This window comes from Nocardioides dubius (genome assembly GCF_039528155.1).
GTDB lineage: Bacteria > Actinomycetota > Actinomycetes > Propionibacteriales > Nocardioidaceae > Nocardioides > Nocardioides dubius.
This window is the reverse complement of record NZ_BAAALG010000002.1, coordinates 389,348-406,840: the sequence shown is the minus strand read 5'-3', so window position 1 is coordinate 406,840 and position 17,493 is coordinate 389,348. Positions and strand designations below refer to the sequence as shown.

Below are 17,493 nucleotides of genomic sequence, written 5' to 3'. Positions count from 1 at the left end.
CCGGTCCGAGCCGCAGATCAGCAGCGACCACGAAGAGGAGCAGCAACGATGGATCAGCACCGAACCGGCGAGCTGGACGGCCAGGTCGCCCTGGTCACCGGAGCCGGCAGCGGACTCGGTCGAGGGTTCGCCACGGCCCTGGCCGGGGCCGGCGCGGCGGTCGCCGTCTGTGGCCGCCGGATCGAGCCGCTCGAGGAGCTCGTCGCGGAGATCGTCGCCGACGGCGGCAGGGCGATCGCGTGTGTGCTCGACGTCCGCGACCCGGCGCAGATCGTGGCCGCCGTGGACCGGGCCGAGTCCGAGCTGGGCGGCCTGGACATCCTGGTCAACAACGCCGGCATCCCCGATGCCCGGCGTGCCCACAAGATGCCGCTGGAGCTGGTCGACGCCGTCCTGGAGACCAACCTCCGCGGGCCCTGGCTGCTGGCCACCGAGGTCGGACGGCGCTGGATCGCCGATGGCCGTCGTGGCCGGATCGTCAACGTCTCCTCGATGTCCGGCTACTACACCGCCGGTGGGGCGATCGCGCTCTACTCGGTGACCAAGGCCGCCTTGAACCGGATGACCGAGGCGCTGGCCATCGAGTGGGCGGCGCATCCGATCAACGTCAACGGCATCGCCCCGGGCTCGTTCCACTCCGAGATGATGGACGGCCTGATCGAGCGGATCGGCGACCCGACCGAGGGCTTCCCGCGCAAGCGGATGGGGAGGGCCACCGATCTGGCGGAGACCTTGCTCTACCTGGTCTCGCCCCGCTCGGAGTTCGTCACCGGGACGATCATCAAGGTCGACGACGGCCAGATGCCGCGCTGAGCTGAGCCAGGCTCAGGTCAGCACCTCGGTGCCCCAGCGTTCGCCGATCACACCCCACGGGTCGGCGAACGCTCCGGCGCGTGCGCGGTAGGGCGCTCCACGACCCAGCAGTGCGCGTCCGATCGGTGCGCCGACGGGACCGAGTAGGCGCAGCGGGCCGACCTTGGCCCGTGCCTCGCGCAGTGTCTGCTCGAAGCCGATCCGCTGGAAGTCCAACAGGGACTGGGCTTCGCTGGTGTCCATCCACTCGACGCTGAACCAGGCGTCGTCGCGAGCCGGGTCGCCGGCGCGACCGACCGGGAGGACCCCGGGGAAGCCGATCGCCGCCGTCATCCGGGTGGAGAGCTCGTCCTGGGTGACCCGGTGCGAGGCGTCGCCGCCGATCAGCAGGGTGCGCCCCGCGCAGTCGGCGTCCACCGCGGCGGCGAACGCGCGCGCCACGTCGCGCACGTCCACCAGGTGCACCCGGCCGTCGGTGGGCAGGCAGCCCTCCAGATAGATCATGTCGCGGGTCACCGCGAGCATCTGGTCCGGCGAGATCACCGCACCGACCCGGAGCACCGTCCACTCGACCCCGCTCGCGGCGATCAGCTGCTCGCACTCGACCTTGTGCGCGCCATAGATCTCCGGGGGCGCCGGTGGCGTCTCGGCGGTGACCGGGTGCGCCATGGTGTGCGGGTTGCGCGAGCCGTAGACCGCCATCGAGGAGGCGAAGACCAGACGCGGCCGGCCGGCACGGGCGGCGAGCGCCGTCGCCAGCAGGCGGGTGGCGTCGACATTGACCCGGCGCGCCAGGCGCGGGTTGTCGTAGGCCACCGGCGGGATCACCGCGGCTAGGTGGATCACCGCGTCGGGGCGAGCGAGGTCGAGCAGGCCGCCGATCGCGTCGGCGTCGGTCAGGTCGCCCCACAGGTGGGTGACGCCGCGCTGCTTGCGGGCCGCCTTCTCCGTGGCCCTGGTGCGCAGGTCGGTGGTGACGACGTCGTGACCACGGGTCAGCAGCTCGGCGGTGACGACCCGGCCGAGGTTGCCGAGGGCGCCGGTGACCAGCACCCTCATGCGATGGTCATCCCACCGTCGACGGGCAGGGTCTGGCCGGTGATGTAGCCGCCGGCGTCGGAGGCGAGGAAGACCGCGGTGGCGGCGAGCTCACGCGGGTCGCCCTTGCGGCCGGCCGGGATCCGCGGCATCTGCGCCTCGAGGTAGCCCGGGGGATAGGTGTCGGTCATCTCCGAGACGAAGAAGCCCGGCGCGATCGCGTTCACCCGGATGCCCTTGCGCCCGGTCCACTGCTGGGCGAGGTCGCGGGTCAGGCCGATCAGGCCGGCCTTGGAGGCGGCGTAGGCGGCCTGCGGAAGGCCGGCGGTGGTGAGGCCGAGCACCGAGGAGATGTTGATGATCGAGCTGCCGGGGGCCATCACCCGGCCGCAGGCCTGGGCCATCCAGTAGCAGCCGTTGAGGTTGACGTCGATCACGCTGGTGAACTGCTCGACCGTCTCCTTGGTGGCCGGGACCGCGGTGCCGATGCCGGCATTGTTGATCAGGACGTCGACGCGGCCGAACTCGGCGACCGCCGCGTCCACCAGTGCCTGGCAGGAGGCGGCGTCGGCGACGTCGGTGGCCACCGTCAGCGCACGGCGTCCGGCACCGCGGACCAGCTCCGCGGTGTCGGCCAGGCGCTCGGCACGGCGGGCGCCCAGCACCACGTCGGCGCCGGCCTGGGCGAGTCCTTCGGCGAAGGCGACCCCGAGGCCGCTGGAGGCGCCGGTCACGATCGCGACCTTGCCGTCGAGTCGGAACATGTCGTTGAGGCTCATGCGGGCGATACAACCACAGCTGGCGGCCCGACGGGGGTGAAGCGGTACGATGGCGGCATGTGCTTGCAGGTCCTGCTTCTTGACCAGCCGCGCTGACGTCGGAGACGTGCTCCGGCGCTCGCGCGGCTACCCCTCTGTGTGAGGGGTTTTTTCATGTCAAGGGCACGACCCACACCCAGATCCGAGAAGGGCAAGGAAGATGACGCAGGACGGTTCCCCCGAGGCCACCGGTGCGGCCAGCTACGACGTAGCCGCGATCCAGGACAAGTGGCGACCGGTGTGGGACAAGCTCGACCTGTTCCGCGCCGACGACTCCTCGCCCAAGGAGAAGCGCTACGCGCTGACGATGTTCCCCTACCCGTCGGGTGACCTGCACATGGGCCACGCCGAGGTGATGGCGCTGCACGACGTCGCCGCCCGGTACTGGTGGATGAAGGGCTACGAGGTCCTGAACCCGATGGGCTGGGACTCCTTCGGCCTGCCTGCCGAGAACGCCGCGATCAAGAACGACGAGCACCCCGCGACCTACACCTACGGCAACATCGAGACGCAGTACCAGTCGTTCAAGCGCTACGGAACCTCCTTCGACTGGAGCCGGCGCTTCAACACCTCGGACCCGGAGTACTACCGCTGGACCCAGTGGCTGTTCCTGAAGTTCCACGAGAAGGGCCTGGCGTACCGCAAGAGGTCGCCGGTCAACTGGTGCCCCAACGACCAGACCGTGCTGGCCAACGAGCAGGTCGTGGACGGCGCGTGCGAGCGGTGCGGCGCCGAGGTCACCAAGCGTGAGCTGACCCAGTGGTACTTCCGCACCACCGAGTACGCCCAGGAGCTGCTGGACAGCCTGGACGACCTGGCGCCGACCTGGCCGAGCAAGGTCGTCAACGCGCAGCGCAACTGGATCGGTCGCTCCGAGGGCGCCCACGTCAGCTTCGAGATCTCCGGCCGGGACGAGCCGATCACCGTCTTCACGACCCGTCCCGACACCATCTTCGGCACCACCTTCATGGTGGTCGCGGTCGACGCGGCCCTGGCTGCCGAGCTGGTCACCGACGAGCAGCGTGGTGCCTTCGAGGCCTACCGCGAGGAGATCCGCAAGGCCTCCGACATCGACCGGCTGGCGACCGACCGGCCGAAGACCGGCGTCGACCTGGGCGTGGTCGCGACCAACCCGGTGACCGGCGCGCAGATGCCGGTCTGGGCGACCGACTACGTGCTGGCCGACTACGGCACCGGCGCGGTGATGGGCGTTCCCGGCGGCGACCAGCGCGACTGGGAGTTCGCCACCGCGATGGGCCTGCCGATCATCCGCACCACCCAGACCCCGGACGGCTTCGACGGCGAGGCCTACGCCGGCGAGGGCGCCACGATCAACTCGCCGGCCGTGGGCGTGGACTGCGCGCTGGACCTGAACGGGCTGGACGTGAGCGCCGCGAAGAGCCGGGCGATCGCCTTCCTGGAGGAGATCGGGGCCGGCACCGGCACGGTCAACTTCCGGCTGCGTGACTGGCTGCTGAGCCGCCAGCGCTACTGGGGCGCGCCGATCCCGATCATCCACTGCCCGGTCGACGGGGAGGTCCCGGTGCCGGCCGAGCAGCTGCCGGTGCTGCTGCCCGAGCTGAAGGGCGCCGACCTGAAGCCCAAGGGCACCTCGCCGCTGGGCGGCGCTGCCGAGTGGGTCGCCGTCACCTGCCCGACGTGTGGTGGTCCCGCCGAGCGCGACACCGACACGATGGACACCTTCGTCGACTCGTCGTGGTACTTCTTCCGCTACGTCTCGCCGCAGGACACCACCCAGGCGTTCGACTCCGAGCTGGCCAACGCGTGGGGGCCGATCGACCTGTACGTCGGCGGTGACGAGCACGCGGTGCTGCACCTGCTGTACTCGCGCTTCTTCACCAAGGCGCTGCGCGACATGGGCCTGATCACCTGGGACGAGCCGTTCTCCGCCTACCTGTCGCAGGGCAAGGTGCTGAACGAGGGCCGCAAGATGAGCAAGTCGCTGGGCAACGGCGTCAACCTGGGGGATCAACTTGATGCCTTCGGCGTGGACGCGGTGCGGTTGACGCTGGTCTTCGCCAGCCCGCCGGAGGACAACATCGACTGGGCCGACGTGTCGCCGTCCGGATCGCTGCGGTTCCTGCAGCGCGCCTGGCGCCTGTCGGGTGACGTCGAGAGCGCGGCCGGTGCCTCGGCCGCGGACGGCGACCGGGCGCTGCGTCAGGTCACCCACCGCACCATCGCGGACGCCGACGAGCTGGTCGCCAGCCACCGCTTCAACGTGATGGTCGCCAAGGTGATGGAGCTGGTCAACGCCACCCGCAAGGCGATCGACTCCGGGTGCGGCCCGGCCGACCCGGCGGTGCGCGAGGCGACCGAGACCGTGGCGATCCTGCTGTCGCTGGTCGCGCCCTACACGGCCGAGGAGATGTGGGAGCAGCTGGGCCACCAGCCGGGCATCGCCCGGGTCTCCTGGCCCGAGGTCGACGAGGCGCTGCTGGTCGAGGACTCGGTGACCGCGGTGATCCAGATCAAGGGCAAGGTCAAGGCGCGCCTGGAGGTGGCCCCCGACATCTCGGAGGCGGACCTGGAGGCCGCGGCGCTGGCCGAGCCGTCGATCGCCGCCCAGCTGGACGGCCAGACCGTCCGCAAGGTGATCGTGCGGGCCCCCAAGCTGGTCAACATCGTCGTCTGACCGACGCCCGCCCAGCCGGCGAGCCCGACGGGCCGTGCACCTGCTCAGCAGGTGCGCGGCCCGTCGCCGTCTGGGGGTCAGGCCACCGGGCGCGTGATCACCACGGTTGCGGGATCCGGAAGGCCGCCGTGCCAGCCCAGCCCGCGGGAGACCTTCTGCGCCACCTGGGAGACGGCGGTGGCATGGCGGGCATTCGCCTCCGGCGTCATCCGATGAATGGGCCCGCAGACCGAGACGGCGCCTATCGCCCGTCCGTCGAGGTTGAAGACCGGAGCGGCCACTGATCCGGCGCCCTGCTGACGCTCGCCAAGCGACGCCGTCCACCCGCTGGCCCGGGCCTGCGCCAGTTGCTGACGCACCGCCTCGGCGTCGGGACCGGTGACACCGACGTCGTCGAGCAGTTCGGTGATCACGTCGTCGGGCTGGAAGGCCAGGATGCAGCGGCCGGAGCTGCCCACGTGCAACGGATAGCGACGGCCGATCTCGACGGTCATCTTGATCTCGCTCAGCCCTTCGGCCTGGGCGAGGTAGACCCGTCGGTCGTTGATCAGCGACGAAAGCGTCGCGGTCTCACCGGTGGCGTCGCGCAACCCGTCGAGGTAGGGCACCGCGACCGCACGCAGCGTCGAGCCGCGCAGCGCACGTGCGCCCAGGGCCGCCATCGCCGGGCCCAACCGGTACGTGCGATCGCGCTCGGCCATCAGGAGTCGCTTCTCCACGAAGCTCACCACGATCCGGTGCACCACGGCCTTGGAGAGGTCGAGCCGGCGGGCGATCTCGGAGATGCCCAAGCGATCCGACTCGTCGCTGAAGAGCAGCAGGACGTCTGCTGCGCGTGAGGCGGAGGTGGTGGTGCCGGGGGAGGTGCTCATGAACTCTCCTTCGGTGCGGGGAGTGTGGTGGCGGCTGGCGTGTGCGGTGCAAGTACATCAGGAATTGCTTGAGTACGGAGCAGTCTCTCTCGTTTCCCTGAGCGAAACAAGCATCATTCGTTCGTTTCAGCCAGTTCCCACTTGGCGTGGCCTGGTTTACAAAAATTTCACGTGACAGTGTTGACCTGGCCGGTTGCAGGCGGTGAGAATCGGATCACGCCCTGGCGAACGGTGTTCCTGCGAGAGGAACGAGGGGTAAAGAATCGTTCCTCTAAGGGGAACATGGCAAGAATGCGAAGGAGTGGAGATGACACTCGACGGACCCGACCTCGTGGTTGCGGGTGCCGGAGGCGGTCTGGTGGCGGCCCTGCGTGCCGCCAGGCAGGGCCGGCAGGTGCTCGTCGTCGAGGCCAGTGAGCACTTCCGCAAGGGCAACAACACCGCGATCTCCACCGCGATGATCCCCGGCGTCGGCTCACGCTGGCAGCAGGTTGCGGGTGTCGAGGACTCCGTCGAGCGCTTCGTCGGCGACGTGCGTGCCAAGACCAAGGGAGAGGGCGACCTCGCCCTCGCTGCGGCCTTGGCCAGGACCAGTGCCCCGATGCTGGAGTGGATGGCCGACGACCTGGGATTCCCGTTGTCGCTGGTCACCGACTTCCAGTACCCCGGTCACAGCGCTCTGCGTTGCCACACGCTCGAGGGTCGGCACGGTTCGGTGCTGCTCGACCTGTTGGTCCGCGCCGTCGAGGCGGAGGAGTTGATCGACCTCCTGGTGCCGGCGCGACTCGTCGACGTCCTCGTCGACGACGAAGGCGCGGTGCGCGGTGTGATCGTGGCCAGTCCGGACGGCACCACCGAAGAGATCCCGACTGGCTCCGTCCTGCTGGCCACCAACGGCTACGCGGGCGATGCCGAGCTCGTCGCACAGCACCTGCCCGAGATCGCGTCAGCCCACTACCACGGCTCCGAGACGTCGCGCGGCGACGCTCTGCGGATCGGCACCGAGCTGGGTGCGGCCGCCGCCTACTTGGACGCCTACCAAGGTCACGCCGCGCTCTCGCGCCACGCCAGCACCCTGGTCGGCTGGGCCACTGTGATGCACGGCGGGGTCGTGGTGAACACCTCCGGTGAGCGGTTCGGCGACGAGACCTCCGGATACTCGGAGTTCGCGCCCCTCCTCGCCGGCCAGCCCGAGGGCGAGGGATGGATCCTCATCGACCAGGAGATCCACCAGCGCTGCCTGGCCTTCACCGACTACGTGCACTGCGTCGAGGCCGGTGCGGTCGTCTGGGCCGACTCGATCGGCGAGCTCGCCACCAAGACCCGGCTTCCCGCCGACGCGCTCGGAGGCGAGATCGAGGCCCTGCCGGCGCAGGGCGTGGAGGCTGCCGACCGGTTCGGGCGCACCTCCTTCGACCACCGCATCGAGGCTCCGTTCGCCGCGATCCGGATCGTGCCGGCGCTCTTCCACAGCCAGGGCGGTCTCGTCGTCGACGGCGCTGCCCGCGTACTCCGTGAGGACGGCAGCCCGATCACCGGCCTCTACGCCTCCGGCGGTGCCGCCAACGGCATCTCCGGTCACGGAGCCGGCGGCTACCTCGCCGGCAACGGCCTGCTTCCGGCGCTCGGGCTCGCCTACCTGGCGCTGTACGACGTCGTCGCCCGCACCCGCACCACCTGACCCCTGGTGCGGCCGTCGCCGAGCGGTGCTCGGTCGGCAGCCGCCCCACCTACGACAGGAGAGACATGGACACCGCCCTTCCGCAGCGGCATCGGGCCGCCCTGCAGTTCCTCGGTGCCGTCCAGCACGCCACCGGGCGCACCTTGCAGGCGACGGCGGCCGCCACCTATGAGCGTGCCGTGCCCGAGCCGCCCGCCGAGCTCGACGACCGGCGAGAGTCGGTCTACTCGGTGCTCGACGGCAATGCGTCCTGGGAGTTCGACCGGTTCTTCACCCGCTGGGTGGCAGAGGAGATCTACGTCCGCGCGCTGCCCGCGATCGAGCAGATCCGCGAGCAGGTCGAGAAGTGGCTTGTCGTCGAGCAGCCCAGCGGCACCCTCAACCTCGCCGAGGACCTCACCCCTCCCGCCTACTGGGAGGGTGGCTTCCACCTGGCCCCCGGCGGCTGGGACGGGCACGACCTGATGGGCCCGGCCATCTCGGAGTTGGTCTTCGCCTACGTGCTGACCCCCGGCGGCGTCGGCGCGGTGAAGGCCGGCGAGGACCTCAACGACCAGCGCTCGCAGGTCGCCGGCGAGACCCGCCGCACCGACTACCGCCACGTCGTCGAGCTCGGTGCCAGCAGCGGGCGCTTCACCTTCGCCCTGCGTCGCCGGCTGCCCGAGTCGCGGATCAGCGCAGTCGAGCTCTCCAGCTCGGCCCTCCGGCACGCGCACGCACTCAGCTCCGAGTGCGGTGCCTCCATCGACTGGGTCCAGGCACCCGCCGAGCAAACCGGCCTCGAACCGGGCAGCGCGGATCTGGTCGCCTCCTACACCTTGATGCATGAGGTTCCGGCAGAGGTGAACCGCGAGATCGTCGCGGAGATGTTCCGTCTCCTCGAGCCCGGCGGCGACCTGTTGATCAGCGAGATCGCACCGTACGAGCACCAGAGCGCGTTCCGCGCGGTCGTGCTGGACTGGGAGACAGAGAACCGCGGTGAGCCGTACTGGCGCGAGGTGATGGCGATGGACCTGCCAGCCGTCCTCGCCGAGGCCGGATTCACCGACATCGAGTCCTATGGCGTGGGCGGCGGGGTCTACCCGTGGGTGACCCGCGCGACCAAGCCCGCCGGCTGACGCCGCCCATCACCACAGAGGAGACCGCCATGACCAACGGCGACCCCCGTCCCAGCTACCTCGGGTCCGACCGACTCGACGACCTTGCCCGGATGCTGACCGAGCTGGCCTCCGAGGTCTGGATCCTCAAGGACCGCAACCTGGTCCTGGAGACCCTACTCACCGACGCAGGGGTGGTGTCCTCAGCGTCTATCGACGCCTACGACCCCGACCCGGAGACTGCCACGCGCATCGCCGCGGAGCGCAGTGCGTTCACGGCCCGCATCCTCGGTGCCGTGCTGCCCAACGACCAGCGCCTGGACAGAGAGATGGGCATCGCCGCCCGCTGATCAGCCGCGCACCACCAACCATCACCAAGGATCCAACATGTCGCTTCGCATCACGCCGGCCCGTCGCCGGTTCCCCCTCGCCGCCGCGGCGATCACGCTCGCTCTGGGCGCCTCCGCGCTGACTGCCTGTGCTCCGGGCTCGGACTCGGAGGGCACTGGCACCGCCGACACCCTCGTCGTCGGATCCACGATCTCGCTGCAGCAGGTGGACCCGTTCCAGATGCAGTACAAGACGGTGCAGAACAACGTCTTCGACCCGCTGGTGCGAATCGTCGGTGGCGAGGAGCCCGAGGCGCGTCTGGCCGAGTCGTGGGAGCAGACCGACGACCTCACCTGGGACTTCAAGCTGCGCCAGGGCGTCACGTTCCACGACGGCACCGAGCTGACCGCCGATGACGTCGTCTTCTCCTTCGACTACCCGCGTGAGAACACCACGCTGGTTGCGAGCCTGATCCTCAACCTCGACAAGGTCACCAAGGTCGACGAGGAGACCGTCCGGATCACCACCAAGACCCCGGACCCCCTGCTGCTCAACAGCATCGCCTACATCTCGATCGTCCCCGAGGCGACCTACACCGAGCTCGGTCCCGAGGGCTTCGCCGAGGCGCCGATCGGCACCGGCCCGTACACGCTGGTCGACACCGACTCTTCGACGTTCGCCAACATGAAGGCATACGACGGCTTCTGGGGCGAGAAGGCCAAGACCGAGAACATCGAGCTGCGCTTCTTCTCCGACCCCAACTCGCTCGCCTCGGCTCTCGAGTCGGGCCAGGTCGAGGTGGGTCACGAGATGGTCCCCACGGCGCTGAAGGTGCTGGAGGGCAACTCCGACTTCGAGGTCAGCAGCGGCTACTCGGGCAACCAGAACATGCTCACCTTCAACTCGACGAAGGGCGCCTTCGCCGACGAGAAGGTCCGCGAGGCGGCCAACCACGCCATCGACGCCGACGCGCTCGTCGAGGCTCTGACCTACGGCGCTGGTCTGCTCGAGGACGGCCAGCTGGCCATCGAGGGCATCAACGGTTACACCGAGGAGATCACCCGTCCGGAGTTCGACCAGGCCAAGGCCAAGGCGCTGCTCGCCGAGGCCGGTGCCGAGGGCGCCAAGATCACCATCGCCGGCGCCTCGCTCTACAAGCCGCTGCTCGAGGCCATCGGTGCCCAGCTCTCCGAGGTCGGCTTCAAGCCGACCATCCAGGCCCTCGAGATCTCGGTCTGGCTGGAGCAGCTGCGTGAGGGCAGTGACTCCGACATCTTCTACAAGGGTGTCTCCGACATGGGCTTCTTCGACATCGAGCGTCCGTTCTCGCAGCTGGCCCGCGGCACCAACGCGATGGTCAAGGACCCGAAGTGGGACGAGCTCTACACGGCTCAGCGCACTGAGCTGGACCCGGCCAAGCGCATGGAGGCCATCCAGGAGGCAAGCGAGTACGTGGCCGACCAGGACTACGTGCTGTGGACCTACGGGCGCCCGAGCGTCAACGCCACCACGACCGACGTCGAGGGCCTGGACTTCTCCACCGGCCTGATGCTGCTGTTCGACGACGCGGTCAAGAACGACTGACGCGGCTGACTCCTCGATCCGGAAGGAACACCATGACCACGCATCAGCTCTCGCCCGCCGACACTCGCACGCCCGGCCAGCTGATCGATCAGCGAGGACGCGCCGAACTCGAGTTCGTCGTGAGCCTGCGGATGGGCATGGGCGCGGCGCTGCGCGGCCGTGTGCGCCACCGGATCGAGGAGAGCGGCCTGCTCCCCGAGAGCGCTACCGACATCGAGGCGCTGCGGGCGACGGTGGACCCCGTCGTCACCGTGGATCCCGCCTACCGGTTCCACGCGGCGTCGCTGCGCTGGAGCCGGGAGATCTCCACGCCTCGGGGCGTGGAGGCCTTCGACCGCAGGCGTGATCGCCTCGAGCCGCTGGCGACCCCGTCGGCCCCGGTGGCCGACCACACCGGGGGAGAGTTGCCGCGCTACTGGGGCTACGAGTTCCACACCACCGAGGGCGGTTGGGACGGGCACGACCACATGGGCTTCGTGCACCACGAGATGGTGTACCAGTACCTGCTCACCAAGATCTACGGCAACGGCGGCGACATCTTCGCTCTGCGCCGCGCATTCGCGGACCGCGCACCGGAGGACCACTACGACCAGATCGTCGACCTCGGTTGCGGCACCGGGCAGTACACGCTCAAGCTCGCCGAGGCGTACCCGAGGGCGCGCATCACCGCGCTCGACCTCTCCGTCTCCGAGCTGAGCTACGCCAAGCGCCGGGCCGAGGACGCCGGTCTTGCGATCGAGTTCCGCCGTGCCGCCGCGGAGGCCACCGGCCTCGACGACGAGTCGGCCGACCTGGTCACCTCCTACATCCTGCTTCACGAGATGCCGCCGCATGCGATCGCCAAGGTGTTCGCTGAGGCGTTCCGGCTGCTGCGACCCGGCGGCCACGTCCACTTCGGCGACGTCGGGGCCTATGCGACACGTTCGGCCTACGACGCTTGGAACGACGACTGGGATGCCGAGCACGGCAACGAGCCGTGGTGGCGCCTGGCCGCGACCACCGACATCGCCGAGATCGCCCGTGACGCCGGCTTCGTCGACGTCGAACGCTACGAACTCCTTCCTGGTGGTCACCCGATGGGGACCACCGCACGCAAGCCCGAGGTGTCCTCATGACCGCCACACCGGCCCCTGGCCGCCACCTGCTCGACGTCGACGACAGCCGCCCTCCGGCGGTTCACCTCGAAGATGTCACCGTCTCCCTGCCGCGCGCTGGAGGCGACCTCCAGATCCTGCACGGTGTCTCCTTCAAGGTGCCGGAGGGATCCGTGGTCGCCTTGGCCGGGGAGTCCGGCTCGGGGAAGTCGACGGCAGCGTTGTCGCTGATGCGGCTGCTCCCGTGGGGTGCGAAGGTCGGCGGACAGATCATGGCGGGCGACCGCGACGTCGCGGCTCTCTCCCGCGAGGACCTGCGCAGGTTCCGTGCCAGCGAGGCCCGGATCATCATGCAGGACCCGTGGAGCTCGCTGCACCCCATGCACAGCGTCGGCGCGCAGCTGGTGGAGTCGGCACGGGTCGCCGACCCCAAGCTGACCAAGGGCGCGGCACGGGAGCTGGCCATCGAGACGATGCGCCGCGTGCGGATCCCCGACCCCGAGTCGCGGATGAAGTCCTACCCGCACGAGATGTCGGGCGGTCAGCTGCAGCGCGTGCTGATCGCGATGGCATTGGTGGCAAAGCCCAAGCTCCTGCTCTGTGACGAGCCCACGACCGCTCTCGACGTCTCGACGCAGGCGCAGATCCTTGACCTGTTGCGCGAGCTCAACCGCGAGATGGGCCTCACCATCGTGATCGCCACCCATGACCTCGAGGTGATCTCGGGCCTCGCGGACCGACTGGTCGTGATGTACGCAGGCCGGGTCGTCGAGGAGGGGCCCACCGACCAGGTGATGTCGAACCCCCAGCACCCCTACACCTGGGCGCTGCTGCAGACCGCGCCGCGCAACAACACCGGTCAGCGGATGCGGACCATCGAGGGCCGGCCGCCGGCGCTCGACGACCTCCCCGAAGGCTGCTCCTTCGCCGCACGCTGCCAGTTCACCATCGTCGACTGCCGCACAGGCCGGCCGGAGCTGCTCCTGATCGACGAGCCGCGGCGACACCGCACGGCGTGCTTCCGGGTGCAGGCGGAGCACGCAGCGACGACCACCCACACACAGGAGGAGCAGTGAGCACCCCCGACCAGTTCACCGGCAAGGATCCGGTGAGCCCTGACGACGTCGTGCTCGAGCTGAGCGACGTCGTGCAGATCTTCACCGTCAAGGGCGGCAGCAAGGTGCACGCCGTCAACGGCGTCTCGTTGCGGATCGCCCGCGGCGAGACCCTGGGCCTGGTGGGGGAGTCCGGCTCCGGCAAGACCACCGTGGGCCGCACGGCTCTGCGCCTGTACAACCCGACCTCGGGCCGGATCACCTTCGAGGGCGACGACGTCTCTCAGATCAAGGGCGGCAGGCTGCGCCGGATCCTGCGACGCAGGTCGGCGATGGTGTTCCAGAACCCGTCGACCTCGCTCAACGGCTACATGCGACTCGGCGACATCCTGCGCGAGCCGCTGGACATCCACAAGATCGGCACTCCCGCAGAGCGGCGTCAGAAGGTCGACGAGATCCTCGACCGGATCGGCCTGGGCTCGCACTACGCCCAGCGCTACCCGCACGAGCTCTCGGGCGGACAGCGGCAGCGTGTCGGCATCGCCCGCGCGCTGATGCTCGACCCGTCGCTGATCGTGGCCGACGAGCCAACCGCCTCGCTCGACGTCTCGGTGCAGGCGCAGATCGTGAACCTGCTGGAGGACATCCAGGCCGAGCGTGGGTTGTCGTACCTGTTCATCACCCACGACCTCGCCCTGGTGCGCCGCATCAGCCACCGGATCGCCGTCATGTACCTCGGCCGAATAGTCGAGGTGGGGGCCAGCGAGGACCTCTTCACCCGCCCGCAGCACCCCTATACGGCGTCGCTGGCCTCGATGGAGCTGGAGCCCGAGGACCGGATCATCCCGGAGGGCGAGCTGCCCTCGCCCTCGAATCCACCTAGCGGCTGCGCATTCCACCAGCGTTGCCCGATCGCGCGTCCGCAGTGCGCCAGCGACCGGCCCGAGCTGGTCGAGACCACCGACATGGTCTCCGGGCAGCCTCGGGCGTTCGCCTGCCACTTCCCCGGTGAGCTCGAGCTCGCCGTGACCGACCACGTCCGGACCACGGTGCCGGCTCCACTCGCCATCTCGGCGCCCACCGTCTAGGAGAACCTGATGCCCGGACATGCCCTTGACCGCCCTCGCTACCTCGATGGCGACCTCGACCTGGAGACCGTCTACCGGATGCTCCTGGAGGTCTCCTCGGAGCTGTGGGTCACCCGTGACCGTCTGCACCTGCTCGAGGCCCATCTGACTCGGCGCCGGCTGGTGACCGAGGACGAGCTCGAGCTGCTGGCCTTCGACGCGCAGACGTCGGCGGCTCTGGAGGAGGACCGCAAGCGGTTCGTCTCCCGCCTTGCCGGATGCGTCGATGCGCCCGTCGTGGACGAGGGGTGAGCCGGCGATGAACCTCCTGCGCTTCTTGATGTGGAAGCTCCTCCTGCTGCTGACGGTGCTGCTCGGCGTCACCACGCTGATGTTCTTCCTCACCCGTGCCACGGGCGACCCGGCAGTCCTGCTGTCGCCGCCCGAGGCCGGACCCGAGGTGATCGAGGCGACCCGAGTCCGGCTGGGCCTGGACCAACCGCTGATCGTGCAGTACTGGGACACCCTGGTCAGCACCTTCACCCTCGACTTCGGCACGTCTTTCGCCAGCGGCCAGAACGTCTGGGCGTCGGTGACCGAGCGGCTCGGTCCCAGCCTCACGCTGGTGATTCCCTCGCTGCTGCTCGCGGCTCTGCTCGCCGGCATGATCGGCACCTACGCCGCGCTGCACCAGGCCGACGCCCGCGGCCGGCTGCTGATGGGCGCGGCCTTCATCCTCGACGGCATCCCGTACTTCCTGGTCGCCCTGGTGCTGGTGTTGGTCTTCGCGATCCAACTGGGCTGGCTGCCGGCGACCGGCGGCGACGGATCGATCAGCCTGGTGATCCCGATCGCGGTGCTCACCATCCAAGGCTTCGCGACCCTGTCGCGTCTGACCCGTGGACAGTTGATCGACTCGCTGAGCCAGGGCCCGGTGACGATGGCCAAGTCGAAGGGTCTGCCCGCCCGCACCGTGCTGTTCCGCCATGCCGTGCCGCTGGCTCTCCCACCACTCATCGCCTACCTGGGCATCCTCTTCTCCTTCCTGATCGGCTCCCTGCTGATCTTGGAGTCGCTGCTCAACTACGCAGGTCTCGGCCAGCTGCTGGTGCGCGCGGTGCAGCAGCGTGACTTCCCGACCGTGCAGGCGTGCGTGCTCGTCATCGCCGTGCTGATCACCGTCGTGAACATCGTGATGGACACCATCGTCCGTCTGCTCGACCCCCGACTCCGGACGAAGGTGGCCTGATGAGCTCAGAGAACCCCGCCGCGCCCACCGGCGCCACGGCAGGAATGCCCGCCACGACCACCCAGCCCGACCCGTGGGGCCCTGCCTCCGACCAGGCCCGCGTGGTGAAGACCCCCGGGCGGATGCGCGAGATCCTCGGCAAGGCCTGGCACAACCCGGGCGGGCGGTTCGGCTTCCTGCTGCTCGCGCTGCTGGTGCTGGCCGCCGTGCTGGCGCCCTGGATCTCCCCGGCAGATCCGACGAAGCAGGTACTCTCAGACACCGACACCGCACCGATGTGGCTCGGTGGCGAGGGCGGCTACCTGCTCGGCACCGACTCGCTCGGTCGCGACGTGCTCAGCCGTGTGCTCTACGGCTTGCGCCTGTCGCTGTTCGTCGGCATCGTCGCCGCGACGCTCTCGGCGATGCTCGGGCTGCTGCTCGGCATCCTTGCGGGCTGGTACGAGAGCACGCTCGGCAAGTTGCTCATGCGCTTGGCCGACATCCAGTTCGCCGTGCCCTTCGTGGCGGTCGGCATCGCGCTCACCGCTGTGCTGGGCCCGGGGCTGACCCCGGTCCTGGTGATCCTCTCCGTCTGGGGATGGACCACCTACGCCCGGACCATCGCCAACTCGGTGTCGCAGGTCAAGCGGTCCGACTTCGTGACCGCGGCCCGCACGCTGGGTGCCAGCACTCCGCGGATCATGCTCCGCCACATCACGCCGAGCGTGTTGGCTCCGGTCGTCGTGCTCTGGTCCACCAGCGCCGGCGTGCTGATCCTCGCCGAGTCCGGACTCAGCCTGCTTGGCCTGGGCGTCCAGGCTCCTGACTTCTCACTGGGCTCGATGCTCTCCGACGGCCAGGTCGCGTTGCGGCTCTCCTGGTGGGCGGTCGTCGCGCCGGGCACGGCCCTGCTCCTGATCGTCTTGGCGTTCAACATGATCGGCGACGCCCTGCGCGACGCCTTCAACCCCAGCTCGGCGCTCGAGCCGCGTAATCCAGAGCTGGTCTGACCCCGTTCGCCGCGGCCGCCTCCCCCCGGGTGGCCGCGGTGCACGGTCACCGCACGTCTTCTCCTGAAAGGTTCTCCATGCAGACCGAGGTCCTCGCCTCACACCCCGCCGCCACCGACACCTCGGTGCGGGTCGGCACCGTCCAGTTCTTCTCCGGCACCGACGTGGCGGCCAATGCGGAGCTCGTCGTGGCCTACCTGCGCCGTGCAGCCGAGCTCGGCATTCAGCTGATGGTCTTCCCCGAGAACAGCAACCGGGTGCGGGACTACGCGGATCGCGACGCGTGCTGGGATGGCGCCGAGCGTCTCGACGGCGCGTTCGTGACGCGGATCCGCGAGGCCTGCGCCGAGTTGGGCATCCATGCTGTGGTGGGCGTCGACCTGGCCGAGGAGGTCAAGCCGACGGTGCGCATCGCGTCGGTGTTGATCGGTTCGGACGGCGAGATCCTGCACGTGCACCACAAGACCGTGTTCTGGGACTACGAGTACACCCTCTTCGTGGCCGGCGAGAAGGAGCTCGAGGTCGTCGACACCGAGCTCGGCCGGCTCGGCCTGCTGATGTGTGCCGATGGCATCGTTCCCGACGTGCCGCGCGTGCTGGGCATCAAGGGCGCCCAGATCTTCTGCAACTCGCTGAACTCACGCGGTCCCGACGAGGTCCGCGTGCACGTGCCGCTGCGCACGCTGGAGAACCACGTCTGGCACATCTCGTCCAACACCGTGGGCGGCCCGGCGGACGGGTGGCCCTGGATGGGCGGCTCCCAGATCGTGCACCCGCGCGGCGAGATCTATGCCGGCGCCGGCGAGGAGCACGAGGGCATGGTGTGGGCCGACATCGAGGTCGCCGTCGCGGACGACACCGACGTGCCCGGATTCGCCGATGTGCTCGGCTGGCGTCGGCCGGACCTCTACGGCGACCTGCTGACGCCGCATGCCGACCTGCCGGTCGCACCCCTGCTCGGGCCCGTCGACCCGGAGATGCCTGCCAAGCCGCTCGACGTCGTCACGCTGCAGGTCTCGTGGTTCCACAACCAGGATTGGACCGTCACCCGGGCGCTCGGTCAGATCGCGCACGCCGCAGCCCAGGGCGCCAAGTTCGGCGTCCTGCCTGAGCTCTTCTGCTTCGCGCCGGGCGAGGTGGCCGCCGA

16 protein-coding genes are annotated in these 17,493 nt (G+C 69.5%); 13 read left to right on the top strand and 3 right to left on the bottom strand.

Annotated features, from left to right (window positions below; genetic code table 11):
• Window positions 1–48 precede the first annotated feature (48 nt).
• The gene (locus ABD151_RS03755) at window positions 49–813 is read left to right on the top strand and encodes an SDR family NAD(P)-dependent oxidoreductase (RefSeq protein ID WP_343991479.1); all 765 of its coding nucleotides are present in this window, start codon (window positions 49–51) and stop codon (window positions 811–813) included.
• Window positions 814–825: 12 nt separating this feature from the next.
• Here the strand turns inward: ABD151_RS03755 and ABD151_RS03750 are convergent, their stop codons facing one another.
• Complete coding sequence (locus tag ABD151_RS03750; protein ID WP_343991477.1) at window positions 826–1,872, bottom strand: NAD-dependent epimerase/dehydratase family protein; 1,047 nt, start codon at window positions 1,870–1,872, stop codon at window positions 826–828.
• On the bottom strand, window positions 1,869–2,630 hold the full coding sequence (locus ABD151_RS03745) for an SDR family NAD(P)-dependent oxidoreductase (RefSeq protein WP_343991475.1): 762 nt from the start codon (window positions 2,628–2,630) through the stop codon (window positions 1,869–1,871). Before ABD151_RS03745 ends, ABD151_RS03750 begins: the two co-directional genes overlap by 4 nt.
• A 199-nt stretch (window positions 2,631–2,829) precedes the next feature.
• Between ABD151_RS03745 and leuS the strand changes: the two genes are divergently transcribed.
• Window positions 2,830–5,325 carry a leucine--tRNA ligase gene (gene leuS, locus ABD151_RS03740; protein WP_343991473.1) on the top strand — a complete coding sequence of 832 codons (2,496 nt, stop codon included), beginning with the start codon at window positions 2,830–2,832 and terminating at the stop codon, window positions 5,323–5,325.
• Between the two features lie 77 nt (window positions 5,326–5,402).
• Here the strand turns inward: leuS and ABD151_RS03735 are convergent, their stop codons facing one another.
• On the bottom strand, window positions 5,403–6,197 hold the full coding sequence (locus ABD151_RS03735; RefSeq protein ID WP_343991471.1) for an IclR family transcriptional regulator: 795 nt from the start codon (window positions 6,195–6,197) through the stop codon (window positions 5,403–5,405).
• A 307-nt stretch (window positions 6,198–6,504) separates the two neighbouring features.
• Here ABD151_RS03735 and ABD151_RS03730 point away from each other — a divergent pair, with 307 nt between their 5' ends.
• The 11 genes from ABD151_RS03730 to ABD151_RS03680 all read left to right on the top strand — a co-directional run.
• Complete coding sequence (locus ABD151_RS03730; protein ID WP_343991469.1) at window positions 6,505–7,878, top strand: FAD-dependent oxidoreductase; 1,374 nt, start codon at window positions 6,505–6,507, stop codon at window positions 7,876–7,878.
• Between the two features lie 65 nt (window positions 7,879–7,943).
• Entirely contained in the window at window positions 7,944–8,996 is a 1,053-nt protein-coding gene (locus ABD151_RS03725; protein ID WP_343991467.1) for a class I SAM-dependent methyltransferase, read from the top strand.
• Window positions 8,997–9,025: 29 nt separating this feature from the next.
• Complete coding sequence (locus ABD151_RS03720) at window positions 9,026–9,325, top strand: hypothetical protein (RefSeq protein ID WP_343991465.1); 300 nt, start codon at window positions 9,026–9,028, stop codon at window positions 9,323–9,325.
• A gap of 37 nt (window positions 9,326–9,362) precedes the next feature.
• Window positions 9,363–10,889, top strand: coding sequence for an ABC transporter substrate-binding protein (locus ABD151_RS03715; protein WP_343991463.1), 1,527 nt, complete (start codon window positions 9,363–9,365; stop codon window positions 10,887–10,889).
• Window positions 10,890–10,921: 32 nt separating this feature from the next.
• A complete protein-coding gene (locus ABD151_RS03710; RefSeq protein ID WP_343991461.1) occupies window positions 10,922–12,004 on the top strand; it encodes a class I SAM-dependent methyltransferase in 1,083 nt (360 codons plus the stop codon).
• The gene (locus tag ABD151_RS03705) at window positions 12,001–13,059 is read left to right on the top strand and encodes an ABC transporter ATP-binding protein (RefSeq protein ID WP_343991459.1); all 1,059 of its coding nucleotides are present in this window, start codon (window positions 12,001–12,003) and stop codon (window positions 13,057–13,059) included. Before ABD151_RS03710 ends, ABD151_RS03705 begins: the two co-directional genes overlap by 4 nt.
• Window positions 13,056–14,126: an ABC transporter ATP-binding protein gene (locus ABD151_RS03700; protein ID WP_343991457.1), complete on the top strand. Its 1,071-nt coding sequence runs from the start codon at window positions 13,056–13,058 to the stop codon at window positions 14,124–14,126. The genes ABD151_RS03705 and ABD151_RS03700 overlap by 4 nt, the downstream gene beginning before the upstream one ends.
• A 9-nt stretch (window positions 14,127–14,135) precedes the next feature.
• Window positions 14,136–14,417 carry a hypothetical protein gene (locus tag ABD151_RS03695; protein WP_343991455.1) on the top strand — a complete coding sequence of 94 codons (282 nt, stop codon included), beginning with the start codon at window positions 14,136–14,138 and terminating at the stop codon, window positions 14,415–14,417.
• Between the two features lie 7 nt (window positions 14,418–14,424).
• Complete coding sequence (locus tag ABD151_RS03690; RefSeq protein ID WP_343991454.1) at window positions 14,425–15,354, top strand: ABC transporter permease; 930 nt, start codon at window positions 14,425–14,427, stop codon at window positions 15,352–15,354.
• A complete protein-coding gene (locus ABD151_RS03685) occupies window positions 15,354–16,346 on the top strand; it encodes an ABC transporter permease (protein ID WP_343991452.1) in 993 nt (330 codons plus the stop codon). The genes ABD151_RS03690 and ABD151_RS03685 overlap by 1 nt, the downstream gene beginning before the upstream one ends.
• A 77-nt stretch (window positions 16,347–16,423) precedes the next feature.
• Window positions 16,424–17,493 (top strand): carbon-nitrogen hydrolase family protein (locus ABD151_RS03680; RefSeq protein WP_343991450.1); only part of this gene is annotated, 1,070 nt, incomplete at its 3' end.